The organism is Cohnella rhizoplanae, from assembly GCF_948329515.1.
Taxonomy (GTDB): domain Bacteria; phylum Bacillota; class Bacilli; order Paenibacillales; family Paenibacillaceae; genus Cohnella; species Cohnella rhizoplanae.
Genome location: NZ_CAOJCN010000003.1, coordinates 191,525 through 217,951, shown reverse-complemented (window position 1 = coordinate 217,951; position 26,427 = coordinate 191,525). Strand labels below are relative to the sequence as shown.

General features: G+C 60.4%; 14 protein-coding genes and 1 pseudogene. 2 read left to right on the top strand and 13 right to left on the bottom strand.

Annotated elements, in window-relative coordinates:
• Positions 1-39: 39 nt before the first annotated feature.
• Entirely contained in the window at positions 40-786 is a 747-nt protein-coding gene (locus PQG80_RS07680; protein WP_271750672.1) for a phytanoyl-CoA dioxygenase family protein, read from the bottom strand.
• 135 nt (positions 787-921) lie between these two features.
• Here PQG80_RS07680 and PQG80_RS07675 point away from each other — a divergent pair, with 135 nt between their 5' ends.
• Complete coding sequence (locus tag PQG80_RS07675) at positions 922-1,731, top strand: AraC family transcriptional regulator (RefSeq protein ID WP_271750671.1); 810 nt, start codon at positions 922-924, stop codon at positions 1,729-1,731.
• Between the two features lie 21 nt (positions 1,732-1,752).
• Here PQG80_RS07675 and PQG80_RS07670 read toward each other — a convergent pair whose 3' ends face one another.
• The 7 genes and pseudogenes from PQG80_RS07670 to PQG80_RS07640 all read right to left on the bottom strand — a co-directional run bounded on the left by PQG80_RS07670 (position 1,753) and on the right by PQG80_RS07640 (position 16,709).
• Positions 1,753-3,042 (bottom strand): FAD-binding protein, encoded by a 1,290-nt coding sequence (locus tag PQG80_RS07670; protein WP_271750670.1) that lies wholly within the window; start codon positions 3,040-3,042, stop codon positions 1,753-1,755.
• 209 nt (positions 3,043-3,251) lie between these two features.
• Positions 3,252-7,148: pseudogene (locus PQG80_RS07665) on the bottom strand (fibronectin type III domain-containing protein); the annotation flags it as partial.
• Between the two features lie 296 nt (positions 7,149-7,444).
• A complete protein-coding gene (locus tag PQG80_RS07660) occupies positions 7,445-10,864 on the bottom strand; it encodes a fibronectin type III domain-containing protein (protein ID WP_271750668.1) in 3,420 nt (1,139 codons plus the stop codon).
• A 266-nt stretch (positions 10,865-11,130) separates the two neighbouring features.
• Positions 11,131-11,883 carry a YheC/YheD family protein gene (locus tag PQG80_RS07655; RefSeq protein ID WP_271750667.1) on the bottom strand — a complete coding sequence of 251 codons (753 nt, stop codon included), beginning with the start codon at positions 11,881-11,883 and terminating at the stop codon, positions 11,131-11,133.
• Between the two features lie 164 nt (positions 11,884-12,047).
• On the bottom strand, positions 12,048-13,946 hold the full coding sequence (locus tag PQG80_RS07650) for a PAS domain S-box protein (RefSeq protein WP_271750666.1): 1,899 nt from the start codon (positions 13,944-13,946) through the stop codon (positions 12,048-12,050).
• A 213-nt stretch (positions 13,947-14,159) separates the two neighbouring features.
• Positions 14,160-15,677: a malate:quinone oxidoreductase gene (locus tag PQG80_RS07645; protein ID WP_271750665.1), complete on the bottom strand. Its 1,518-nt coding sequence runs from the start codon at positions 15,675-15,677 to the stop codon at positions 14,160-14,162.
• A gap of 162 nt (positions 15,678-15,839) precedes the next feature.
• Positions 15,840-16,709: a helix-turn-helix transcriptional regulator gene (locus tag PQG80_RS07640; protein WP_271750664.1), complete on the bottom strand. Its 870-nt coding sequence runs from the start codon at positions 16,707-16,709 to the stop codon at positions 15,840-15,842.
• 137 nt (positions 16,710-16,846) lie between these two features.
• Between PQG80_RS07640 and PQG80_RS07635 the strand changes: the two genes are divergently transcribed.
• On the top strand, positions 16,847-17,686 hold the full coding sequence (locus PQG80_RS07635; protein WP_271750663.1) for a phytanoyl-CoA dioxygenase family protein: 840 nt from the start codon (positions 16,847-16,849) through the stop codon (positions 17,684-17,686).
• Between the two features lie 108 nt (positions 17,687-17,794).
• On the opposite strand, the gene PQG80_RS07630 is transcribed toward PQG80_RS07635, so the two are convergent.
• From PQG80_RS07630 to PQG80_RS07610, 5 genes are all read right to left on the bottom strand, one after another.
• Entirely contained in the window at positions 17,795-20,122 is a 2,328-nt protein-coding gene (locus PQG80_RS07630; protein WP_271750662.1) for an AraC family transcriptional regulator, read from the bottom strand.
• A gap of 73 nt (positions 20,123-20,195) precedes the next feature.
• Positions 20,196-21,734 carry an ABC transporter substrate-binding protein gene (locus tag PQG80_RS07625; RefSeq protein ID WP_271750661.1) on the bottom strand — a complete coding sequence of 513 codons (1,539 nt, stop codon included), beginning with the start codon at positions 21,732-21,734 and terminating at the stop codon, positions 20,196-20,198.
• Between the two features lie 103 nt (positions 21,735-21,837).
• A complete protein-coding gene (locus PQG80_RS07620; RefSeq protein WP_271750660.1) occupies positions 21,838-22,782 on the bottom strand; it encodes a carbohydrate ABC transporter permease in 945 nt (314 codons plus the stop codon).
• Positions 22,783-22,796: 14 nt separating this feature from the next.
• Positions 22,797-23,711, bottom strand: coding sequence for an ABC transporter permease (locus tag PQG80_RS07615; protein ID WP_271750659.1), 915 nt, complete (start codon positions 23,709-23,711; stop codon positions 22,797-22,799).
• A 239-nt stretch (positions 23,712-23,950) separates the two neighbouring features.
• Positions 23,951-26,242: a fibronectin type III domain-containing protein gene (locus PQG80_RS07610; RefSeq protein WP_271750658.1), complete on the bottom strand. Its 2,292-nt coding sequence runs from the start codon at positions 26,240-26,242 to the stop codon at positions 23,951-23,953.
• Positions 26,243-26,427: the final 185 nt, after the last annotated feature.

Sequence of the window (26,427 nt, the reverse complement as noted above, 5' to 3'; positions counted from 1 at the left end):
ACGGTCGTATTCGATCCTTAGTACAGTCGTGTTCGATCCTTAATACAACGGATACTTTTGCCGCAGATCCTCGCGGTGCAGCACGCTTGAATCCTCGCGGATGTAGTGGCATACGTAAGACCGGCGCCAGCGGTCCTTGCTGCGGTTTTTGTTGGAGGAGTGGATGAGCAGCTCGCTGAAAAACAAGATGTCTCCCTTCTCCATCGGAACCGGAATCTGGCGGCTCGTATCCGCGCCCTCGGTCTCCTCGGTCCACGATTCGTGTTCCTCGAGGTTCTTGACCGCGCCGTGCGGCAGCAGGCCCAGCTTGTGCGTGCCCGGGATGACCCATAAGCAGCCGTTCTCCTCGTCCACCCTGTCCTCCATCGCGGTCCATGCGGCGATCATCGTCATCGGATCGTTTTTGATATAGTAATAGTCCTGATGGGAGGCTTGGCCCGGCGAACCCGGCTCTTTGTAAAAATACATGCTCTGCACGCAGACGGCTTCTCTGCCCATGAGCTGCGCCAGCGCGCCCCGCACGACCGGGAGCTTCATGACCTGACGGCTGAAGCTGTCGTGCTTGTGCGGATTGAACAGCCGGAGCGCGAACTTTTTGTTCGGATCGCACCCCGCCCATTCCGGCACCGGTTCCTGGCTCCGAATATCGTAGATGTGTCCGTTAAAGGCATCGATTAAATCGGGGGACATGCCCTTTTTGAGCAGAATATAGCCTTGTTCCCTGAAAAATCGAATCTGCTCGTCGGCAAGCGGCTGGAGCAAAGGCGCGGTCGTCATCGGATTCATGGATTCGGTTCCCCTTTCGCTGCTGTACATCGTAACGACTTCAGCATACCGCTCGCCAGGGAGCCCAGCAATGGCTGTAAACATCATATCTGTATCTGCTATTGATCATGGTCACATTTAGGAGGCTGTGAATCCGTGCACCCATTAAATTCAATATCGTACGACGACGTGACCGGCGCGACCGCCGGCTCCGTCGTCTATCCGCCCGGCGGACGCTTCGGTCCCCGTGTTCAGCAGGATATTCAGCTGGTCATGCTCTACACGGGCGAGATGCATGTCACGATCGGCGACAGGTCGCTGTCCTTGTCCCCCGGCCAAGGGCTGCTCCTCAAGCCCGGGCATGAAGAGACCTTCGTCTTCTCCAGGACCGAGGAGACCTGGCATCGTTGGATCGCGGTCTCGACCGGCCGCCTGGACGATGCCTGCCTGCGCGCGCTTCATGTCCTGCCCGAGGCGCTGCCGCTGACAGAGGAGATGAACCGGCTGACCGACCTCATGCTCAAACTGCAGCAGCACGTGACCGAAGCGGGCGCTCCCGTCATCCGCAGCCTGGGTCTGGCCGCGCTGCATCTGTTCCCCTACGAGTCCGTCCGGTTCAGCCGGCAGCAGGAGAAGCATCCCGCCGTGTACTCGGCGATCGACTGGATCCGCGGGCACTTCGCCGAGAACATTACGCTGCCTTCGCTGGCCGCCCGGGCCGGCGTATCTCCCGAGCACCTGCTCCGGCTGTTCAAGAAGCACGAAGGCGCGACTCCGATCCAGTACTTATGGCGGTTCCGGATCGCCCGCGCCATCGACTTGCTCGCGCATACCGGCATCACCGTATCCGAGGTCGCGGAGCGCTGCGGCTTCAAGACGTCCCATCATTTCGCCCGCATGCTCAAACAGGACACCGGAAAAACCGCCAAAGAAATCAGAAGATCCGCCTGGAGCGACCCCCGATGACCGCGAACGCGCCGCGCCGCGTTAATCGTCGGCGGCGGTCCCGGTTACATACCGCTCGAGAAATGCGTTGCCGAACTTGCCCTCCGGGTCGAACCGCCGGGCCAGCCGCAGGAAATCGGGCAGCCGCTCGTACAGCGGGCGCAGCCGCTCGGGCGGCATCAAGGACAGCTTGCCCCAGTGCGGCCGCGCATCGTAGGGCGCAAGCGCGGTCTCGATTAGCGGCAGCACCTGCGAGACGGCGTGCCAGTCGGGTTTCCACGTGAAGTGAATCGCGACAGAGTCCTGCCTGTAGAAAGGGCTCATCCACAAGTCGTCCGCGGCGATCGTACGGGTCTCCGATATGTACAACAGCGGCGCGATACGCTCGCGCAGCCCAGCGATCGCGAGCAGCGCGTCATAAGCCGAGGCGCGCGGGACGATGTACTCGCTCTGCAGCTCCTCGCCCGCGCTCGGCGTGAAGTTCATGCGAAAATGGGGCAGCCGCTCGAACCAAGGGCCGGAGATGCCGAGCTGCTCGCTGCAGGGCTCCGCGGGGAAGCCCGGAACCGGATGCCTCGGCGACGCGGCCCGCGCGGCGCCGTAGAACGTTTCTGGCTCGCGCCCGAAGTCCGGTTCCGTCTCCTTTTTCTTGACCCAAACCTGATTAAAAGCCGCCTCGCGCCAATCCGTGAAAAGACTGACGCTGTAGGCCGCGGAGAAAATGGCCTCGAAGTCGTCCGCCAGACGCGCGAGCGGCAGCGATTCGTACACGGTCTGGCTCATGCGGTACGCCGGGACGACGTCCAGCGTGACCGCCGTCACGATACCGAGGGCGCCCAGCCCGACGACCGCGCCTTCGAGCGTTCCCTGCCCGTCGTCGCGGGAGAGGGCGACCTTGTTCCCGTCCGCCGCGACGAGCTCCAGCGCGCGCACCGACGTCGCGAGGCAGCCGTTGCGGTCGCCCGAGCCGTGCGTCGCCGTCGCGCAGGCGCCGATGACGGTAATGTGCGGCAACGATGCCAGATTGGGCAGCGCGAAGCCGTGCGCGTCGAGATACCGGCACAATTCCCCATACCTGATGCCCGCTTGGACGGTCACGCGGCCGTTCGCCCGGTCCAGACCGACGATGCGGTTGAGCTTCTCCAGCGACACGTGAACGCCGTGCGTATCCGCGATCCCGTTGAACGAGTGGCGCGATCCCAGCGTCTTGACGCGGCTGCTGCGAGCCGCGATCTCCTGCACTTCCTCCACGCTGGCCGGCGCGTATATTTCTGAAGCCCGATATCGATAATTGCCTGCCCAGTTCCGTTCATATCGAAGCTGTTCGCTCATCGGTTGCCATCCACCCTTTCGCGATGTCCTCCAACGTTCCCTCATAAACATATCACTTTTCCGCGTTTATGGCGGCCTTGTTTTTCGCGCGCGCCAAAAGACGCCTGACGCGGAAGAGCCGCGTCAAGCGTCTTAATGCGCTTTATATACCCTCTCCTCGATCAGTAAGCGGAAAGATAAGAGCCGCCGACCACCGTGATCGTCGAGATACCCGGTCCCGTCCAGCCTACCGCCAGATTATCGCCGCCTCCGCCTTCCTTGTGCAGCACTTCGAAATAATACGGCTGCCCGGCGGTCAGCGTCACCGCGCCGGATTGCTGCGTCGTATACTTGTTCCACTCTCTAACGCCCGTATACTCGTAAACGTTCGCGATCATGGCTTTGTTCGACGGGCTGTTGTTCGTGCTCAAGTAAAGCTGGCACTCGTCGTCGCCCGCAATGTAGAACGTGTACGAGCCTGACGTCGTCGGGGTAATATAGCCGCGAATGCGCGTGCCGTAGTTATCTCCCCAGTCGGTCGGCGCTTCCAGGCTGGTCAGCGTCCCCGTGCCGCTAGGGGTCGTACCGGTCGGAATCGTAGACACGGAAGTGCCGGAAATTCCCGTCCAATACTCACGGACGACGCTGCCGCTGCCGCCGCCGGAGGAGGCGTCGGTCGTGACGCTCAGCGCGCCGCTAGCCGCCGACGTGTTGCCCGCAGCGTCCTTCGCCTTCACCGTGAATGAATATGCCGTACTTGCGGACAATCCGCTTACCGTGAAGGAAGTGCCGGACGTCGTCCCGGCCAGCGATACGCCGTTGTACACTTCGTAGCCCGTCACGCCGACGTTATCGGTCGACGCGGCCCAGGTAAGGCTGACGCTCGTGGACGTTTTCGAAGGCGAAGTCAGGCTTCCAGGCGCTGACGGCGCTTGCGTGTCGCCGCCGCCGCTGCCGGAGCCGCCCATGTTCACCTCGCAAGTCTTATACGTGCCCGAGATCGGATCGCCGAAGGTGCTGTTGCCGCAGAACACGGAATTGGTGTACGTGCCGTAATTGTAGCTGCCGTTCGCGCCGTACCGCACTTCCTTCGTTCCTGTAAAGGTGCAGGTATTATTCTCGCCGGCACAAAATACCCAGTTCGCCGTCGAGCCCGCATCGGTCGTGACGTTCGTCGCGCCGCTGGCGGCCGATACGTTGCCCGCCGCGTCCTTTGCCTTGACCGTGAAGCTGTAGGCCGTACCGGCCGTGAGTCCCGTCACCGTGAACGTCGTCGAAGCCGTGGTGCCGGCGAGATTGGAACCGTTGTAAACGTCGTAGCCGACCACGCCGACATTGTCGGTCGAAGCCGTCCACGCCAGATTGACGCTCGTGCTCGTCTTGGACGGCGATGACAGCCCGGTCGGCGCAGAAGGCGCAGTCGTATCCGTCGAAGCATTCGTCGTGACGCTAAGCGCGCTGCTCGGGAGGGAAACGTTGCCCGCCGCATCCTTCGCCTTGACGGTGAACGTATAGGCGGTGTTCGCGGTCAAGCCGGACACCGTGAACGTCGTGCCGGACGTCACGGTTCCCGCGAGCGTCTGCCCGTTGTACACGTCGTATCCCGTAACGGCGACATTGTCGGTCGACGCCGTCCAGGAGAGATTGACGCTCGTCGCCGTCTTGGACGGTGAGGTCAAGCCCGTCGGCGCGGTCGGCGCCTGGGTGTCCCCGCCTCCGCCGGTGCCGGCCAGATTAACCTCGCAGGACTTGTAATAACCCGGAGCCGGATCGCCGAATTGGTTCGTGGAGCACATCACGGAATTCGTGAACGTGCCGTAGGCGTAGCTGCCATTCGCCCCGAAGCGCACCTGCTTGGTGCCCGTGAAGCTGCACGTATTGTTCTCGCCCGCGCACAGCGTCCAGTTGGCGAGCGGCTCCGTCGTGACCGTGACGCCATTGCTGGCCGCGGAGACGTTGTTCGAGGCGTCCTTCGCCTTAACCGTGAACGTATAGGCCGTATTCGGCGCGAGGCCGCTAGCCACGAACGTCGTGCCGCTCGGTCCGGTCGTGGACCCTGCGAGCGTCGTGCCGTAATATACGTCGTAGCCGCTCACGCCCATGTTGTCCGATGAAGCGGACCAGGATAGGCTGACGCTCGTATCCGTCTTGCCGGTGGAAGCCAGGTTCGTCGGCGCGGTCGGCGGCTGCGTGTCGCCGGCATCGGTCGTGACGTTCACCGCGTTGCTGGCCGCGGAGACGTTGCCGGCCGCATCCTTCGCCTTGACCGTGAAGCTGTATGCCGTACTCGGAGTAAGTCCGGTCGCCGTATAGGCCGTAGCGCCCGCTCCGGATGTAGAGCCGACGAGCTGGCCGCCCTTGTACACGTCATAGCCGACGATGCCGACGTTATCCGAGGCGCCGGACCAGGAGAGATCGACCGTTACGTTGGACTTGGACGGCGAGGACAACGCAGGCGCCGTCGGCGCCTGCGTATCCGGCGGGCCTGCGTAGACGTTGATCGTCTGCTCCTTCAGGCTCGCGCGGCCGCCGTTGTCCCACACGACGAGCGTCACCCGGTAGATGCCGGCTTTCTGGTAGGTATACGTCGGGCTTACCGCGTTTACGGGCGGCCCCTCTCCGAGATCCCACAGATTCTCCGCAATGGTGCCGTTATCCGTGGAGGCGTTCGTGAACGTGACGGATTGCCCCAGCTGCACGCTGAGCGGCGCGCTGAAGTTCGCCACCGGCTTCGGATCGGCGAAGCCGCGGCTGACCAGCTGCGTGTTGGTGCCGTTTCCGCTGACCGTGTTGTTGCTCCATTCCAGATCCGCGGCCGACGACGGGTACTGGTCGATCGACGGGCCGCCGTTGCCCGTGATGACATTATTGATAAAGCTTAGCCGGTCGGTGCCCGAAGCGGTCGTGATCTCGATCGCTTTGCGTCCGTTGTTGACGATTTGGTTGCTGTCGAAGGTCAGATTCCGCGAGTTGCCGTGAATCCGGACGGCGTTTCCGTCGTAGCCCGGATAGGCGGCTGCGGGATGGCCGAGCGGTCCGTCTTTGAAGATATTTTTATAGAAATATTGGTACTGCTCGACTTCTCCCGTATCGGCGCCCTGCAGCTGCATGCCCCACATGACCATGTTCTGCACCGTGTTGTAGCCCCAATACTGGTAGCCGGTGCCCGGGGACTGCTGCATGCCGACTTGCTGTCCGCCGTCCACCAGATTGTCCGTCGTGACACCGTGGTCGACCATCACCTCGAGTCCCATGCCCTGCACGGTCCCGTCCGTCGTGTGGACGGTATTGCGCCTGACCGCGACGTAGGCCGACCGCACCGCGCTGATCCAGTGGTCGACGTTGTTGTCCTCGATCACGGAATTGTTGCAGCTCGTGTGCAGTTCGATCGACAATCCGTGCTCGTGCAAGCCCGAGCCCGTGATCGTGTTGTTCTGGATCACGACGCCGTTGCACGTATCGTTGGCGAAGATGCCGCCGCGGCCCGTATTGGCGATCGTATTGCGCAGGATCTTCGTGTTGTTGGAGTTCCAGCCCGCGCGGATCGCCCCGCCCCAAGTGGAATTGACGCCGATATTGGTGAACGTGTTGTCCGCGATCGTGGCGTTGTCCGTGGCCGACAGGAGGATGCCGAACGGCGCGAATCCGTCGGCTTTGACCAAGTCCTTGATATGATTATGATGAATATTGTGGCTGCTGCCGGGCTCGCCCATGATGCCGGCGACGATGTGCGTATTGTTGTTGCCGTCCAGCGTCAGCTGCGCCACCTCGACGCCCGTCGTATTGCTGAGCGTGATCATGTTGTTGTCCGCGGTGCCGCTGTACTTGATGATCGTGTTGTCCCTGCTCTGCCCGATCAGCTTGATCCCCGACTTGGCATTGATCGTACTGCTGATGTAATACGTGCCGGACGGGAAATAAACCGTGTCCCCGCTCGCGGCCGCCGCGATGGCGTTCGTAATCCCCTGCAGGTCGTCCGACGTGTCCCCGCCGTTCGCTCCGTAAGCGGTTACATTTAGCGTCGCGGCAAAAGCGGCCGGCATCGGGACGACCGGCAGCAGCGTAGCGAGCGCCAGCAAAACGGCGCCTACCTTGAAACCTGGCTTTCTTGCCCGTGCTTTCCTCATTAATCTCGAGCTCCTCTCGAATCAAGCTATCGATCGGCTGACTGATCCGGATGCCGCATGGCACGATCGGCCATGGTCATGCGAAGCGCCTTCACCTCCCTTCGCCCGAGATTATCCCACGCGCAGGAAATGGAAACGACAGTAAAAAATTCGAAAAACTATCGGTGACGACTATGAAATATCCGACTTCCTCTCCCGGCGCCGAATGACTAAAACAAGCCGACTCCGGCGCGCTGCGCCGGAACCGGCTTGCCTGGATCACTCCTGCCGATTAGCTCGGGTCTTGAGCTTTAAGATCAGCTTGTGAACAGCCGGCCCGTCGGCACGACTTGCTTGGCCTGCGAAGCACTGGACCAGGAGAGCTTGGCATGGGCGTTGCCGCCGTTCTCCAGGTATTCCATGACGATATCGTACTTCGTGCCGGCGGTCAGCGTGATCGTGGCGCTAAGCTCGCCGTTCATGGATACCCAGTTGTTGATCAGCTGCTGGCCGTTCACCCACAGCCGGACGCCGTCGTCCGTATCCGTGTAGAAGGTGTACGTCTCCGAATACTGCGGCTGCACCTTGCCGGTCCAGCGAATCGTGAACCACTCGCCCGGCACGTCTCCCGTAGGCCGGCCGTCGCCCCAGTCGAAGTCGACCGTCGCGTCGGTGCGCGTCATCGCCAGCGTGCCGAAGTTGCCTGCGTAATACGCGCCGATCAGTCCGTTCGCCGGCGTGGAGCCTGCGTTCGTCGTGACGCTCAGCGCGCCGCTCGCCGCAGAGACGTTGCCGGCCGCGTCCTTCGCCTTGACCGTGAACGTATACGCCGTACTCGCGCTCAACCCGTTCACGGTGAACGTCGTTGCACCCGTCGTAGAGCCGGCTAGGCTGCCGCCGTTGTAAATATCGTAGCCCGTGACGCCGACGTTGTCCGTCGACGCGGTCCAGGACAGGTTCACGCTGGACGAGGTCTTGGACGGGGACGTCAGACCGCTCGGCGCCGTCGGCGCCTGCGTGTCGGAGGACGCATTCGTAGTCACGTTAAGCGTGCTGCTCGCCGCCGACAGGTTGCCCGCGGCATCCTTCGCCTTGACGGTGAAGGCATACGCCGTATTCGCGCTTAAGCCGCTGACGGTATACGTCGTCGCGCCCGTCGTGGAGCCCGCGAGGCTGCCGCCGTTGTAAATATTGTAGCCCGTGACGCCGACGTTGTCCGTCGACGCGGTCCAGGACAGGCTCACGCTGGACGAGGTCTTGGACGGGGACGTCAGACCGCTCGGCGCCGTCGGCGCCTGGGTGTCTCCGCCGCTTCCGCCCGCGAGGTTCACGTCGCACGTCTTGTATTGTCCAGGGGCAGGGTCCGTGCCGAAGGCGTTGTTGGAGCACATGACCGAAGTCGTGTATGTGCCGTAGACGTAGCTCCCTGCGGCGCCGTAACGCACTTGCTTCGTGCCGGAGAACGAGCACAGGTTGTTTTCTCCTGCGCAGTTCACCCAGTTCGCGGCCGGATCCGTCGTGACCGTCAACGTGTTGCTGGCGGCCGACAGGTTGTTCGAGGCGTCCTTCGCCTTGACGGTGAACGAGAAGGTCGTGTTCGTCGGCAATCCGGTCAACGTGACGGACGTGGCGCTCGCGCCCGTCGTCGAGCCGGCCAACGCGGCGCCGTTGTAAATGTTATAGCCCGTAACGCCCACGTTGTCGGTCGAGCCCGTCCAGGACAGGCTGACGCTCGTATCCGTCTTGGCAGGGGAAGTCAATCCCGTCGGCGCGGTCGGCGCCTGCGTGTCGCCCGCATCCGTCGTGACGTTCAGCGTATTGCTCGCCGCCGAGACGTTGCCGGAGGCGTCCTTCGCCTTGACCGTGAAGCTGTAGGCCGTGCTCGGCGTGAGTCCGGTCACGGTGTAAGTCGTCGCGCCGGAGGTGGAGCCGACCAGTACGCCGCCTTTGAACACGTCGTAGCCGACGACCGCTACGTTATCCGTCGACGCCGACCAGGAGAGATTGACCGTCACGTTGGACTTGGACGGCGCGGTCAGACTGCCCGGCGCAGAGGGGGCCGTCGTGTCGGGCGGTCCGGCGTTGACCGTGACGGTCTGCTCCTTGACGCTCGCGCGGCCGCCGTTGTCCCAGACGCCGAGAATGACCTTGTACGTGCCCGCCTTCTGGTACGTATACGTAGGGCTGGCCGTCGTCACCGGGAGGCCTTCGCCGAGGTCCCACAGGTTCTCTACGATCGTGCCGTTGTCGGTCGACGTATTCGTGAACGTGATCGGCTGACCGAGCTGCACCGTCAGCGGCGCGGTGAAGTTCGCGACCGGCTTGGGATCCGAAAAACCGCGGCTCGTAAGCTGCGTGTTCGTGCCGTTGCCGCTGACCGTGTTGCCGCTCCACTCCAGATCAGCCGCGGATGATGGATATTGGTCGATCGACGGACCGGCGTTGCCCGTAATCGTATTATTGACGAAGCTGAGCCGGTCGGTGCCGGAGGCCGTCGTGATCTCGATCGCCTTGCGGCCGTTGTTCAGAATCTGGTTGCTGTCGAAAACGATATTTTTCGTATCCCCGTGGATCCGGACCGCATTGCCGTCATAGCCCGGATAAGCGGCGGCCGGGTTGCCCGCGGCTCCGTTTTTCCACGTGTTCTTGTAGAAATACTGGTACTGCTCCGTCGCGCCGGTCCCTGCGCCCTGGAGCTGCATGCCCCACATGACGATGTTCTGCACCGTATTGTAATTCCACAGCTGGTAGCCGGTGCCCGGCGACTGCTGCATGCCGACCTGCTGACCGCCGTCGACGAGGTTGCCCGACGTAACGCCGTGATCGACCATGACCTCGAGGCCCATGTTGCCCACGGAGCCGTCGTTCGCTTTGACGACATTGTTGCGGACGGCGATGTACTTGGACCGCACGGCGCTGATCCAATGGTCGACGTTGTTGTTCTCGATAATGGAGTAGTCGGCGTTCGTGTGCAGTTCGATGCCGAGCCCTTCCATCTTCTTACCGGTACCCGTCACGGTATTGCCCCGTACGACCGCGTAGGCGCTGTCGTCGTTGACGAAGATGCCGCCGCGGCCGGTATCCGCGATCGTGTTGTTCTCGATGAGGGCATAGCTCGAGCCCCAGCCGACGCGGACGCCGCCGCCCCAATCGGAGTTCACGCCGGTATTCGTCACGATATTGTCGGAGATCTCGAGATGCGTGGATCCGATGCCGTACAGCGCGAACGGACCGAAGCCGGCGGACGCGGCCAGATCCTTGACCCGCAGATGACGCATCTTGTTCCCGTCGCCCGACTCGGACGTGATCGCCGACAGCAGCGTAGCGCTGCTGTTGCCGTCGAGCGTCATGTCCGCGATCTCCGCGTTGGACACGTTGTGCAGATAGAAGAACTTGTCCGCGGAAGAACCAGACGTCAGCTTCACGGTCGTCGAATCGCGTCCCGCGCCGGCGATCTTGACGCCGGTCTTGCCGTTCACGTTGGCGGACAGATAGTAAGTGCCCGCGGGCAGGTACACGGTATCGCCGTTAGCCGCCGAATTGACGGCGTTCTGAATCGCGGTCAGATCGTCCGCCGTGTCGCCGCCGTTCGCTCCGAAAGCGGTTACATTTATCGTCGCGGCAAACGCGCTCGGCGCCGGAATCACCGGTACGACGATCGTCGCCGCGCATATCAAGCCGAACAACTTGGACTTCCATGTTCCTGTTCGTTGCGTCCCTGGCCATGCTTGCTTCATCAGTTCGTTCCCTCGCTTTGTTAGAGTCGTATGTTGGTACGGAATCGGGATTGCCCTGCATTTTAATGGCGATGATTCGACTTTTTCACCCCCTCTGCGATACAGTCTGCCATGCCGACGCGGAAATTGTAACTATGAAAAGCAGCAAATGGTATGTCTTTGAGCTATGAAAGTTGTTCATTCCTATGCCGTCGTCTCTCCAACGCAGGACGGCCGCTTCCTTTTTGGAGGGAAGCGGCCCTATATTCCTTTGCGGGCGCACAATGCTAACGCTTGGCGCGATGCGCCCTTGCGTATGACTGCCGCCCGTAACGCATGATCTTGCGGTACATGCGCTTGTCGGACAACGCGTTAAAGATCGACTTATCCGGGCGCGAATTCACCTCGATAATCCAGGGCTTCAGGTTCCGATCGATGCCGATATCGATGCCGTAAGCCTGGAAGCGGGGAAAATGGACGCTCATATGCCGGCTGACGCGAAGGCCAAGCGCCTCGAGCCGCAGCCGGTAGACTTTCATCCGGCCCGACCCGATCGATGGCGCGAGCAGCGTTTCCGCCGGCATCGGCCTGCCCCCGCTGTGATAATTGGTCACGACCTTGCCAGGCATGGCCAGTCGGCCGACGATGCCCGTCGCTTCCCATTCCCGACGCGGATTGCGCTGGACCATGACGCGCAGGTCGAATGGGCGGCGCCGATAACCGAGCAGCGGAATCCCCATCTGAACGAGATACGTTTTTCTCGGCCGGCTCTTGTCGTAGGCCGAGTATGCCTGCTCGAGCGTCGAATAAACCCTGCTATGCGTTCCGTGTCTAAGCTGGCAGCCGCCCTGGACGCTCGACAGCTTAAAGATGCCGGATCCGCCCGTGCCATGGCTCGGCTTGAGGTAGACGGCGCGATACTTACGAAGCATGGCCCGGACATGGGCCAGGGTCGCCAGCTTAGTCGGCGGCAGATGCCGCGCGAGCGTCTTTTCCTTCAACAGCATCCTGTATTTGCCTAACTTGTTGTTTCCGTACACGCCTCATCCTCCTGCGATTCGCACTTATGCCGCTCTTTAGGTATATGCGGCGGCATTGCCGGTCAACTATGCGCATGACGGTATGGACGCGATCATCGTTCTATTCGGACGCAACGGAAGAGGCACCCGTCCGCAAGCGAACGAGTGCCCCTCCATTTAAATCGTTAGACCGCTTTGCCGGCATGCTGCCTCAGAATCTTCCTAATCACGTCGCGTTTGACCGGTTTGCTTACGTAGTCGTCCATGCCCGCCGCAATGCAATTTTCTCGATCGCTCTTCAGCGCGTTCGCGGTTACGGCGACGATCCGCGGCATTTGCCCGGATGGCAGCTTTTGCCGGATCGCGCGCGTCGCGTCCAATCCGTTGACGACCGGCATATGGACGTCCATGAAGATCAGATCGAACGGCTCGCGAAGCGCCGCATCGATCACCTCTTTGCCGTTCACGGCGACCTGGACCCTGTGGCCCATCTTCTCCAGCATTTTTTTGAGCACCAGCGTATTGATCGGATTGTCCTCTCCGATCAAGATGTTCGCTTGCGGCATCTCGGCGGCATCCGATAGTTGAGGATCTCCGATGTGCTTGGATTCGCTCTCGTTGAGCGAGAAGGTGAATCGGAACGTCGATCCGCTCTTGCCGTCGCTCTCGGCATGGATCTCCCCGCCCATGAGCTCGACGATGCGCCTGCTGATGGATAGACCGAGTCCCGTCCCTTCGTGCCTCCTCATCATGAAGCTGTCGATCTGGGAGAAGGGCTCGAAAATTTCATCCAGCCGGTCGGGCGGAATGCCGATGCCGGTATCCGACACTGCGAATTCCAGCATGGCTTGATCGCCCTTCGCTTTTTTGACGGACACCGACACCTTGCCGCCGGGCGTAAACTTGACCGCGTTGCCGAGCAAGTTGAGCAGCACCTGCTTCAACCGGTCGGGGTCCGCGTGGATGAAGTCAGGCACGTCGTGCTGGATGGAATACGAGAGCTCGAGCTGCTTCTCGTCCGCCTTGGCGGAGACGACCGAAAGGCAGTCCTTGATGCAGTTGCGCAGGTCGAACGTGAGCTCCTGCAGCTCGCTTCTTCCGGCCTCGATCTTCGACAGGTCGAGTATATCGTTAATGATGGAGAGGAGCGCTTCCCCGCTCTTGCGAATGATCTCGACGTAACTCGCATTTTCCTCGTCCAGTTCCGCGTCGAGCAGCAGATCGGTCATGCCGATGACGCCGTTCATCGGCGTGCGGATCTCGTGGCTCATCATGGCCAGAAATTCGCTCTTCGCCCTATTGGTGGCTTCCGCCATCTCCTTGGCCACGACCAGCCGCCTCTGCTCCGAAATATCCTTGCAGATGAGATAAAACCCGATATTTTGATTGTTGACGAAGATCGGCGCGATGCTCGTGATCACTTCGACGATATCGCCTTCTTTGGCGACCAGGGTGTCGATCCCCCGCTCCACCGTAATGTCGTGCAGCGCCTCGGACAGAATGCGATTCACGTTGGGCTGACCGATCAGATTCGCCAGTTCCATCCCGATAAGCTCGGACTCGATGTTGTAACCCGTCATTTTCTCCGCCATCGCGTTCGCGTTGATCACCCGCCCGCTCAGATCGAAAGAGATGACGGCGTCGTGATTGTACTTTTTGAGGGACGTATATCGTTCTACGGACTCCTGAAGCCGCTGCTCGGATTCCTTCTGCTTCGTGATATCGATGATCTGGGCAATATAATATAGCGGCTGGCCTTCCTCTCCGCGAAACAACCGCACGGATAGGAGCGCCCAGATCGTATGGCCGTCCTTTCTCGCAAAGCGCGACTCCAGCTGCACTTCGAGCTCGGAGTCGCCCATCAATCGCCGCAGATCCTCCACCGATTGCACCGGCTCGCCGGAAAGAGAGAACCAGCCGAAATTCGTTCCTAGAAACTCTTCTTTACCGTAACCTAAGATTCGCTCCATGGCGGGGTTCACGGCTAATATGAGACCCTTCGGATCGACGAGCGCGACGCCGAAGGAAGCAAATTCGAATACCTGACCATTAAAGGAATTCTGGTCTAAGTTGACGCGATGCATAGCTGACCTCCATCTTCGTTCTATTATATCTTTACAATTCGTTCGGATTTTTCGCCTGCAGGCACACTTTTGATGATTAATACCCGCTTCGCTCCATTTCTAAACATCGACTCTCGATCGGAACCCCCCCGTCTCATAGATGAAGCGGCAATCTCGAACGATTCCGTCCAAGATTGCCGCTATCTAGAAACAGCCTATAGATTAATGGTGCAATTAAACGCTTCGGCTGGCCGCCTGGTACGACTTGCTTGGGCTGAGCCCCAGCGAGCTGGAGGCCGAAGCTTGAATCTCGCGCAGCAGCTCCGGGTTTTTCCCCAGGGACGCGCCGTACGATGGAATCATTTCCTTGAGCTTAGGCTCCCAAGCCTTGATATGTTGCGGGAAGCACTTCCCGATGACGTTCAGCATGACGGAGACGGCGGTAGATGCGCCCGGAGAAGCGCCGAGCAGCGCGGCGACCGATCCGTCCGCGGCCGTCACGACCTCGGTGCCGAACTGCAGCGTGCCTTTGCCGCCGGCGGCCGTATCCTTGATGACCTGTACGCGCTGGCCGGCCACGAGCAGATCCCAATCCTCGGTCTTGGCGTCCGGAACGAACTCCCGCAGCTCCTCCATCCGCTGTTCCTTGGATAGCATGACCTGTTGGATCAGATACTTGGTAAGCGACATGTTCTTGGCGCCCGCGGCCATCATCGTGACGAGGTTATGCGGCTTGACAGAAGTAACCAGATCCAGCATGGATCCCGTCTTCAGGAACTTAGGCGAGAAGCCGGCGAACGGTCCGAACAGCAGCGACTTCTTGTTGTCGATAAAACGGGTGTCCAGGTGAGGCACCGACATCGGAGGCGCGCCCACCTTCGCCTTGCCGTAGACCTTGGCATGATGCTTCGCGACGACCTCGGGGTTTTTGCACACCATGAACAGTCCGCTGACCGGAAATCCCCCGATATGTTTGCCTTCGGGAATGCCCGATTTTTGCAGAAGGTGGAGACTGCCGCCCCCGCCGCCGATAAAGACGAACTTCGCGGAATGGCGCTCAACGGTTCCGTTATCCGTATTCCGGACCTTCAGCTGCCAGGATCCGTCGCGGGCGCGCTTCATGTCGTCCACTTTTTGATTGTACCTGATATCGACGTTATTTTTCTTCAGATGCTCGAACAACATGCGCGTCAGCGCGCCGAAGTTGACGTCGGTGCCGGCATCGACTTTGGTCGCGGCGATCGGTTCGCCGCTTGTCCGGTTGTTCATGATCAGCGGGATCCATTGCTTCAGCACGGCCGGATCTTCGGAATATTCCATTCCGCCGAACAGCGGGTTGCCGGACAATGCCTCGAACCGCTTTTTCAGGAACGAGACGTCCTTTTGCCCATGCACGAGACTCATATGGGGCAGCGGCATAATGAAATCGTGCGGATTGCGGATCAGCTTGCTCTCGACCAGGTAACTCCAGAATTGCATCGAGTCCTGGAACTGTTCGTTGATGCTGATCGCCTTGCTGATATCTATGGAACCGTCCGGCTTCTCGACGGTATAGTTAAGCTCGCACAGGGCGGCATGCCCGGTTCCCGCATTGTTCCATTCGTTGGAGCTTTCTTCCCCCGCTTTCGCGAGCTTTTCCAGTACGGTGATTTTCCACTCCGGCACCAATTCCTTCAGCATGGCGCCCAGCGTCGCGCTCATGATGCCTGCGCCGATCAGGATTACGTCTGAACTTGTTTGTCCGTTGCTCATTTTTACCGTCCTTATATCTTAAGATTTTACGGAAGAATCATATTTAACCCTATCTATTTTATCACTATTGCCTACGCACTTTAATAAATGTTTACTATTGAGTCGATCGATATAAGTTATGCCGCCGCCGGCCGTCGCGCCGCGAGGATCGATCCGCGCGGTCTATTGCCCGTGCATCCGAAACTCCGTCGGCGTAAGCCCCGTCATCCGCTTGAACTGATGGCTGAAGTAATGAACGCTCGTGAAGCCGAGGCGCAGCGAGATCGACTCCATCTTCTCGCCCTGCAGCAGCGCCGTCTTGGCGAGTCGTACCCGCTCCCCGATGATGTAATGCTTGGGCGTCCGGCCGACTTCGATCTTGAATAGCTTGGAAAAATGAATCGGATGATAGCCGCATAAGGCAGCCAGCTCCGCTACGGACCAGTTGTAGCCCGGCTGGTTCTGGATCGCCTGAATCGCCTGCTCGATCTTGTTATCGCGGGCATGGCGGCCGCGTCCTCCGACGATCTGCCTGAAAATCAATGAAATAGCCTGCATCATCAGTCCGCGCAGGGCGTACGCGTAACCCGGCTGCTCCTGCTCGTATTCCCGGACCATCCGGGTCAGCAGCGATTCCAGCCCGGATACGGACAGCATCGTCGGCATGACGGCATCCTCGCGGCCGCCGCCTCTCAGCACAAGCCGCCCGGTATCGCCGGCAGCCTCCCCGAACTCCGCGAGCCTCAGCCGGTAGCCGGGATGAACGGGTTCGGGAGACTCGTGGTGCCAATGAAAGTGCAGGCTGAAATACTCCGTCGGCTCCGTCACCGACAGCTGCGCGGGATAGCCTGGACCGTAGTAAACGAATTCCCCGTTCCGGGCGCCATACACGCGTCCGTCCATTCTTAGCTCGGCGCGCCCCGACACGACGTAGAACAGCTGATGGTCCGGAATGATCCGGCAGCCCCAGCTCTCGCCGGCAACGGCCGCGCTACGGTTCGCGAAGTTAACGGTGGGCATCATCGCTTCAAGCGCCAGTTCATTCGTCTGCATCGCTTCATTCCCGCTCCCCGATCGATTAGAAATACGCAAATGAATGTTGGTTTTATGGAAATACATCCGCGATGCGGGTTGATAAGATAACGCTATCACCAACATCATAGGGAAGCCAAAGGAGAGGTGCAACAAAAATGTTGAACGCGGGCAGACTGGCGGAATTCGAGAAGAACGGTTTTCTGAAAGGGGATGTCGTGCTGAGCGACGCGGAGGTCGAGCGCCTGCGGGAGGAGCTGGACCTGGTCATGGAAGGAAAGTCCGTCAAGCGGCCGGTGCTGAATCACAACATGCGCGAGGAGGAAGCCGACAATCTGTACAAAGGCATGAAGAAAAGCGTCAGCGAAAAGGTGGTGCAGATCGTCAACATCTGGATGGCGAGCGACGCCTTCCTGCAGCATGCGGCCCATCCGGTCATCTGCGAAGAGATCGCGCAGCTGTGCAAGACGGATACGGTCCGGGTCTGGCACGATCAGATCCAGTACAAACCGCCGATCACCGGCGGACCGACGCCCTGGCATCAGGACCATCCGCTCTGGCCGGTCATCCAGCCCGCGGACCTCGTCAGCGCCTGGGTCGCGCTCGACGACGCCGTGATCGAGAACGGCTGCATGTGGATGGTGCCCGGCAGTCACAGATGGGGCGATCATCAGCAGTATCTCGCGAGCACGGACGACTTCAAGCCCTTCCACCGGAAACCCGAGCTGCTCCCGGAAGGCGCGGTCGTGGAGGCGGTCCCCTTCGAGATCAAGAAAGGACAGGTCGGCTACCATCACAGCCTCACCTGGCACGGCAGCCCGCACAACCCGTCCACGCTGAAAAGGCGCGCGATCGCGGTCCACTATATGCCCGGCCACACCCGTTACGAGCCGTCGAACAAGCATCCCATGATTCCTTACGTGACGGTGGAGAAAGGCGAACTCATGCAGGGAGAGCACTTCCCCGTCGTCTACAGCGCGAGCCGCGCGCCGGCATAATAGCAAGGCGCCCGACCTGGGGGTCGGGCGCCTTCATCGTTGTCTTCCTACGGTGCGATCCGCAGCATGCGCGGCGACCTGCGCGCGCGACCGGTCCCGCGATGCATTTTAGGACAAGCTCTTCTTCAAGCGGTACTCGCGGGGCGTCGTGCCGAACTTCTTCTTGAACGAACGGAAAAAGTGGCTCTGGTTGCTGAAGCCGGTCTCCTCCATGATCTCGTTGACCGTATAATCGCCCTTTTCGAGCAGCTGCATCGTGTGCGCCAGCCGGACCTCGTTGATATAATCCGCAAGCGACATCCCCTCCGCTTTTTTAAACAGCCGGCCGACGTAGACAGAGGACATCTTGAGCATGTCGGACACGCTCTGCAGGCTCAGGTTCAAGTCCTTGTAGTTCGCCTGAACGATCTCCTTGATCGTCTCGATCATGAAGCTGCCCGCGTCCGTCTCCCGCGCTTCCTGCCGGGAAGCGCACAGCTCATGCAGCGTCCGGCGGAAGACGAGCTTCGCGTCCTCCAGCGTCTCCTGCTCCAGCACGATCGCGTGGAGCCGGTACAGGTCGTGGGCGATCGGCTTCAGCTTGTTGGCGTTCACCTCCGTGACCGTCCGCTTGATGACGATCGCCAGGTAGGACAGCGCATGAACGCAGTCGTCGTACGTCGTCGCGCCGGCGAGCTCGAATATCCGGTCGAGCGCGGCTTCCGCGGCTTCGGCGTTCCCGCTCCGGATCGCTTCGACCAGCTTGCGCTCCAGCTCCGAAGACATGGTCGCGTCCCGCCCGGCGAACTCGGGCTTCAGGACCGTCTCGGCCGTCAGCATGCACCCCCGGCCGTAGAACCATTTGTACAGCGACAAATTCAGCGTCTTGGCATAAGACGCGGAAAGCGCCCGGCATTCGCTTACCGTATCGCCGACTGCGACCGAGAACGTGAGGCGGTAATACGCCTTCACCACCTGCTGCACATCCGCCAGCAGCGCAGTCAGCCGCTCAAAATCCGCATTGCGCCGCTGCACGAGGAATACGAGATGGTCGGGCTTCAGGTCGACGACTTCGATCGCGTACTCGCGCGACACGATCTCTTCGGCGATGTTGGAGATCGCGTAATGATACAGGCGCAGATCGTTCGGCTCGCGCGTACTGAGCGAAGCCGCGCCGTCGACGCGGGCTACGCAGATCCGGTATCCGCCGGACGCATCGACGGCGAGCCCGTTGTCCGCGGCTTCCTTGGCCCATTGCCCGGGCGTGCGGAGCGCGCTCTCCTGGACGAGCTGACGGAGCGTGAAGCGCTTGAGTATCCAGCGGTTCTCCGTCAGATTGGAATCCGCGAGCTTCACGCGGTCCGCCATATGGCCGTAGAGTCCCGACAGGAACGTCATCTCGTCCTGCATCGGCTCCCCGCGCACCATCGCGTCCGGCGTCTTGGAGACGACGGAGCGGAACAGCTGCTCGACGGGCCGGTACAGACGCCTGGAGACGACCACGGCGACGCAGAGCGCCAGCACCAGGAACAAGACCGTGAGCAGCAGCGTCGTATACCGGAGCCGCTGCACCTGACCGACGACCTCGGAATACGGCTGCGCGTAGATCAGCGTCCAATCCTGGAGACCTGCGGCCATGAAGGTAACGAATTGCTTATGCCCGCCGCTGCCGATGACCCTGGACCCGCCCGTATCGCCGTCCGCCGTCAGCCGGCCGATGCGTTCCGCGAGACGGGACACGCCCGCTTCCGGCTCGCTGCCCTCGCCCAGAATCACGCCCGCAGCGTCCATCAGGTAGGCCTGCCCGGAGCGACCTCCGTCTTCCTTGGCGATGAGCGCAAGGTTATCGAAAAGCCAGGTCGACTTCACATTCAGAATTAAGGCGTCGTCCAGCCCTTCCCGCGAGCTGGGATCGAATAAAATGTAGCTGAAGAAATCGACCTTCCGGAACTCTGCGCCTTCTTCGCCCAGGTCGATCGGAAGCAGGCGCAGCTTGGGCGTGCGCCTGGAATCGGTGAGCAAGGCCGAAAATTTTTTTTCGTAAGGCTCCTTCAGCGCTCTCACGTTGCCGTTGCCGATGAAAAAACGCTTCATATTCCCGTTATAGACGAAAATCGAGTGCAGGAAAGACGACGTGCCGACGAACGTGTCAAGCGCAGCGATCCGCTGGTACATGAATTCGTCGTCCGTCTTGGCGAACCGCAGGATCTTCACGTCGTTATTCTGGTACAAAGTCTGCGCCGTGTCGGCGACGATCTCGTTCATCTGCGCGACGTTGTACCGGATCTGCGAGAGCACCTTGGCGTTCGCGCGCTGCTGCACGCGCAGCACGGTGCGCTCGGAAGTATACATGATCGAAAAGGCCGTCGCGAGGAGCAGGACGACGGTCAGCAAGGTGACGGACAGCCAGATCCGCTGCAAGTAGCGTCTCGATCGAATCGACGGAAACAAGGACATCAGGTTCACCCGCATCGTTCATAATGACGGCCTCAGAGGACCGCCCCTCGCGGGATCGGTCCTCTGGAGAGCCTTATTTTTTGCCGTTGGCCTTCGCCCACTCGTCGATCTGCTTTTGTTTTTCTTGCAGCACCGTTTCGGAGCCGACCTTTTTCATTTTTTCCGCGTAAGTCGGCAGGTACTTGTCGGGATCGATCGTACCGGTCTCGAGGCCGGGGCTGTACTCCTTGAACAGGGCGTCCATGTTGGCCATCTCGGCCTTCACGTTCTCGCTGTTGAAGTTGAAGCCGCTCAGCGCGGGCACGGTCGCTTCTTCGTTCAGCTTCTTGACGCGCTCCCAGGTATCCGCAGGCTGGCCTTCGAGCAGGTAGCCGTTCGTCACGTTCCCGAAGATCCATCCCGCGTTGTTGGAGTAGCCGCCGTTCTCGACGATCTTTATCGTATTGTCGGCGACCTTGTTGTAGTGCTTGCCCTCGATGCCGAACGTGAGCAGGTTGAAGAGGTCGGCATTCGTATTCAGCAGCTCGAGCAGCATCAGCGCGCGGTCGGCGTGCTTGGAATTGTAGTTGATCGCGTTCATCGTCGGCGTGACGCCGGTAAAGGTCGGTTCGGCGATCGGCACGTAGACGACCTCGTTGCCGCCGAAGTCCGCCTTGCGTCCGGCCTCGCTGCCGGGCGCCAGCGTGAAGTCCTGCACGACGGCGGCGTTGCCGGAGGCGAGCAGCGGCTTCAAGTCGGCGACCGTGGCGGCGTCCGCGTTGGTGTAGCCTTTGTCGTGCCAGCTTTTCATGAGCTTGACGTGCGTCTTGTATTCTTCGGTCTGGAGCAGATCGATGGCGGTAAAAGGATCGCTCAGGCGATAGTCGACGCCGCCGAGCCATTGCATGCCGTAGGCTTCGCTCAATCTTGTCTGGTCTTTGTTCATCGCGAACGGGGTGACGCCCGGCTCGTTCTGCTTGATCTGCGCGAGCAGCGGCTCCAGATCGGCGTATGTCTTGACCTTGCCGGTATCGAAGTTGTATTTGTCGACGAACCGCTTCTGGATGACGAAGCCCGGCGTCTTGGTGAACGTCTGGAAGTTTGGAATCGCATACCGTTTTCCTTTGACCTTAACGTCGTTCCACGCGATCTCGGAAAAGCTCGCCTTGATGGTCGGCGCGTACTTGTCGAGCATCTCGTCCGTAATCTCCATGAACGCGCCTTTGTTGACGTTGTCGCCGTACTTGAACAGCCAGCTGGAGGTCCATACGAGATCGTAGTCGTCGTTCGCGGCCACGATCGTATTCAGTTTATTCTCGTAATCGCCGCCGTCGATCGGGACGAGCTCGACCGTCGTGTTGATCAGCTTTTTGGTCATCTCGTTGAAGGCTTCGGATACCGCCTGCTGATCCTGCGGAACGCCGAACTGGACGTAGTACCACTTGAGCTTGACCGGCTCCAGCGACGCGGCGCCATCGCCCGCGGGCGAGGCCGACGGAGACGCCGCGTTCGACGCGGACGGGGAGGCGGCCGCGGACGACGCCGCGTTGTTTCCTCCGTCGTTATTGCCGCAGCCGCTTAAGATCAATCCCAGAGATAATGCCGCGGTCAACCCCGTAGTCCATTTTTTCATTTCCAAAAAACCTCCCTGTTCTTTTTAATTATGTTGGACGGCGGCGGCGAGAACAAGCGTTTTTTAGGCCTGTCCCCGGGCCGCGGATTCCCATGCGTAAGCTTCAGCCCTTGAGCGAGCCGAGCGTGAGGCCGGATACGAAGTAGCGCTGGAAAAACGGGAAGATGCACAGCATCGGGCCCGCCGCCAGAATGGCCATCGCCATCCGCACGCTGTACTTGGGCAGCTGCCCGACGTCGATGCCGAGCTGCTTCACGAACTCGGTATTGGCCGTGAGGTACTCGATCGTGCTCAGCATCCGGACGAGCAGCAGCTGCAGCGTCGCGAGATTGGGCGTGTCGATGAACAGCATCGCGTTAAACCATTCGTTCCAATAATTAAAGGCAATCGTGAGCCCGAGCGTGGTGAGCGCAGGCGTGGACAGCGGCAGCACCATCGTGAAGAAAATGCGCATTTCGCTGGCCCCGTCGACCTTGGCGGATTCGATCATTTCGAACGGGATCTTCGACATGAAGCCCTTCATGACCATAATGTGGAACGGACTGAGCAGGCCGGGGATAATGACGGCAAGCAGGCTGTCCTTCAGATGCAGGTACTGGGTCATCAGAATATAGAACGGAACGAGTCCGCCGCCGAACAGCATCGTGAAAAACACGTAAAACGTAGCCTGGCGGTTGAACCGGTAATCCGAGCGCGACAGCACCCACCCGGTCATCGCCGTCAGAAGCAGGCCGAGCGCGGTCCCGACGACCGTGACGACGATCGTGACGCCGTACGCCCGCAGCAAGATTTTCGGCGATTGGAAGACGAGGCGGTACGCGCCGAGCGACCAGCGCTCGGGAATGAACTGATAGCCGTGCCGGAGTATCGATTCTTCCGAAGAGAAGCTGGACACGACGACGAGCAGAAAAGGAACGAATATGCAGGCCGAAACGACGATGAACAGCGCGTTGATCAACCATCGGTAGATCGGACGGGAGTCGAGCGCCGCGGATCTCGCTGCGGGAATTTCGGGCGCGGCGCCGGCGGCAGCGTGAATGGTGGTCATGCGGGCACCTCCCCTTACCAGAGTGAATTTTCTTCGTTCAGCTTGCGGACGACCATGTTGGCGAACAAAACGAGTACGAGACCGACGACCGATTGGAAAAAGCCGACCGCCGCCGACATGGAGATGTCGCCGATCGTCCGAAGCGCGCGGAATACGTACGTATCGATAATGTCCGTCGTCGAGTAGATGAGTCCCGTGTTGTTCGGAATAAAATAGTGCAGGCCGAAGTCCCCGCGGAACATCCCGCCGATAGACAGAATCAGCAATATCGTGACGAGCGGCGCCAGCAGCGGGACCGTAATTTTCAGCGCCATCTGCAGCTTGCTCGCCCCGTCGATTCTCGCCGCCTCGTAGTAGCTCTGGTCGATCCCCATGATGCCCGCGTAGTACAGCAGTACGTTGAAGCCGACCGCTTTCCACAGATGCACGAGATTGAGGATGATCGGCCAATACTGCGCGCCGAAGTACCATTCGACCGGCTGCCCCCCTACGCTCTTCAGCATCGCGTTCAGGAAACCGTTCTGATGGTCGAGGAAGGCGTTGGAAATATAAGACACGAGCACCCACGAGAGGAAATACGGCAGGAACATGACCGTCTGGTGAATCTTGACCCATCGCCTCGTCAGCTCGTTCAGCAGGATCGCCAGTGTCAAGGAGACGAGCAGCGTCATGAGGATGTAGCTGAAGCTGTACAGGATCGTGTTGCGGGTCACCCGCCAGGCCGTGTCGCTGACGAAGAAAAATTTCAGGTTTTCGAAACCGACCCATTCGCTCCCGAAGATTCCCTTGCGCAGGTTATAATCCTTGAACGCGACGATGATGCCGACCATGGGGATGTACGACATGACGAGGAAGAATAAAAATCCCGGCAGAAACAGTACGCTTAACTCTCCGTTTTTTCCGCGAAGGAAGGACGGCTTTTTCTTCATTGCCTTAGGTCACCTCGGTCTATTGTGCGAATTCTCTCCGCCGTTCTGAAGCCTATTATGCGGATCCGGCCCGACTTCGGGCTACTGCCGGAACTGAACTTTACGGGCCGGCGGGACTGTATAAACTGAACATTGCTCGCAGGAATGGCGATCGGATAGCGGCAAGCCAAGCGCGATCACGCAGAAAAGGAGGCCTCGCGGCCTCCTTTTCCCATGCCTATGCTCGTGTTGCCCCGGACTTACATCCTCGTCAGCTTGTCGAAGTCCGGTCCGTACGATCCGGCGTTGTGATAGAACTTGATCGTATTGCTGCCGGCATTCAGGCTGACGGTCGTGTCTACGAAGCCGACCGTCGTCCAGCTGCCCGTGGACGCGAACGTGACGGAGATCGGCGAACCGGCGTTCACGCTGACCAGCGCCGTTCTAGCCGCCGCATCTCCGTTCTTGTAATAGATTCGAACCGTATAGCTGCCTGCCGAGGAAGCCGACACGCCATTGAATTGGAGCGTCCCGTCGTTGTTGCCGATATTGTTCACCGAGAATCCGCCCGAGCACGTCGAACAGCTCGCCTTCCAGGCGCCGCCGGTCAGCGTGTTGGCAGTCGCCTCCGCCTCGTAAGCTGCGCCCGTCGAGGATGAGGCGTTCGTCGTGACGGACAGCGCCGCGCTCGCAGCCGACTCGTTGCCCGCCGCGTCCCTCGCCTTGACCGTGAACGAATACGCCGTCGAGGCCGCGAGCCCCGTCACGGTATAAGCGGTGCCGGAGACCGGCGATGCGTTGACCTTGGTCGTGCCGCGGTAGACATCGTATCCGGTCACGGCGACATTGTCCGTCGAGGCGGTCCAGGTCAGATTGACCGTCGTATCCGTCTTCGAAGGCGCGGTCAGACCGGTCGGCGCGGTCGGCGCAGTCGCGTCCGCTCCGCCGCCGGTTCCGGTCCACTCGTACCGGCCGATGTCCGGCGCGGAGCCGCTGTAAGGGAGACCTACGTTCGTGCCTGCGTTCACGACGAGACTCGAAGAGGACGACGGACGGAAGTAGGGATCGGGCTTCGCGCCGGTCTTGGTCAGCCCCGGATTCCCGGTCAGATTGTTGGTCGTCACGAGGTTGACCGGCGTCGCGCCGAACGGACGCAGGACCGCGGGCACGTTGTTCAGCGCGTTGTAAGTCATCGTCGTGTCGATCAGGTAATTGGTATCCGAGGCCGTTAGGATCAGCGCGTACTCCATGTCTTCGACCACATTGTTCTGGAACTTCGTGTTGGTGATCGGCGAGTTGCCGATCGCCTTGTACCAGACGGCCTGCTCGAACTTGTTGAAGTAGTTGTTGTATATCTTGTTATTGTTGTAGGCGTAACCGACGTTCAGGTTCTCGAAGTAAATGCCCGCGTTCCAATCGTCTGCCGGCAACACCCGGTTATAGAAGACGTTGTTGTAAATCTCGTTGTTGCTGACGTACTTCTCCTGCCACATCCCGACGCCCCAACGGGACTGCTCGATGTAATTGTTGTACACCTTCGCATTGCCGACGGCTAGTTCGATGGCCGCTACGGGCGTGTCATCCCGCGCGTTGATCTCCGTGTTGTCATGGACGGATACCGACGTGCCCGTGCCCGCGAACCGGTTGACCAGGGACACCCAGTTGTTCAACGTATTGTTGTAGATCTCGCTGCCGTCGTAAATGTTCCAGAATTCCAGAGCGGCGTCCGATCCCCATAGCGTGTCGTAGGCGTTCGTATTGATCGTGTTGTTGTACACCTTCAGCCCCTTGAACCAGCCGTTGTTCTCGAACTTGATGCCGTAGCCGGCGTTCTCGTTGATCGTGTTGTGGTGAATGAGCGCGCCGTCCACGCCGCCGACGAGGATCGCGCCGGACGTCCATCCCGACAGGTCCTGGGATACGTTCGTGAGCGCGCAGTTGTACACCTGGATGCCCGTCAAATAGAACGGCGGCGCCGTCGTGTCCGTCGCGCTCCAGCCGGCGATGATGCGCATGGCCGTATGCTTGGTGTTCTGCACGTTCACGTCGTGGATGACGACGTTGTCGCGGCCCTGGACGTGGATGCCCGCTTCGAGCGCCTCGGATTGGCCGTCGATCTTGAACCCGCTGAGCGTCTGGGCGCCGTTGGCGTGAGACGACGAGACGAGCAGGAACAGCTCGTTGCGCCCGCCCGCCGCCGGCAGCGAGCCGGCGGTCACCGTCGTCTGCGAGACGCCGGCCCCCGTCACGTTGACGCCTAAGGGAAGCTGGATCGGCTGTGTCTCCGTAAAGGTTCCTGCCGACAGCACGATCGTGTTGCCCGCTCCCGCGGGCACGTGAGCCGCGGCGTAAGCGATCGTCTTCCACGGACTCCCCGACGTGCCGCTGCCGGTCGCGTCGCTGCCGGACGGGCTGACATAGTAGTTCGTCGCCGCGTACGAACGATCTGCGAACGAGGCCAAGCCCATGACGCCCAGCCACCATACCCCGACCAACAGCCATACCGCGCCTCGCGAAGCTCTTCCCTTGCTCATGCCGATTGCCTTGCCCATTACTGAATCCTCCTCTGCGCTTCGGAATGGTGTTGCGCTCCCATTGTTCCACGCGCCCCGGCCGCGGCGATACGATATATTTTGAACTTTATTGCCGCACGCGCACCCGGCCGACTGTACAGAATTGTAATCGCTTGCAAATGCGCAAAAAAAGCATGCCCGATTAGGGCACGCCGATTGTCTAG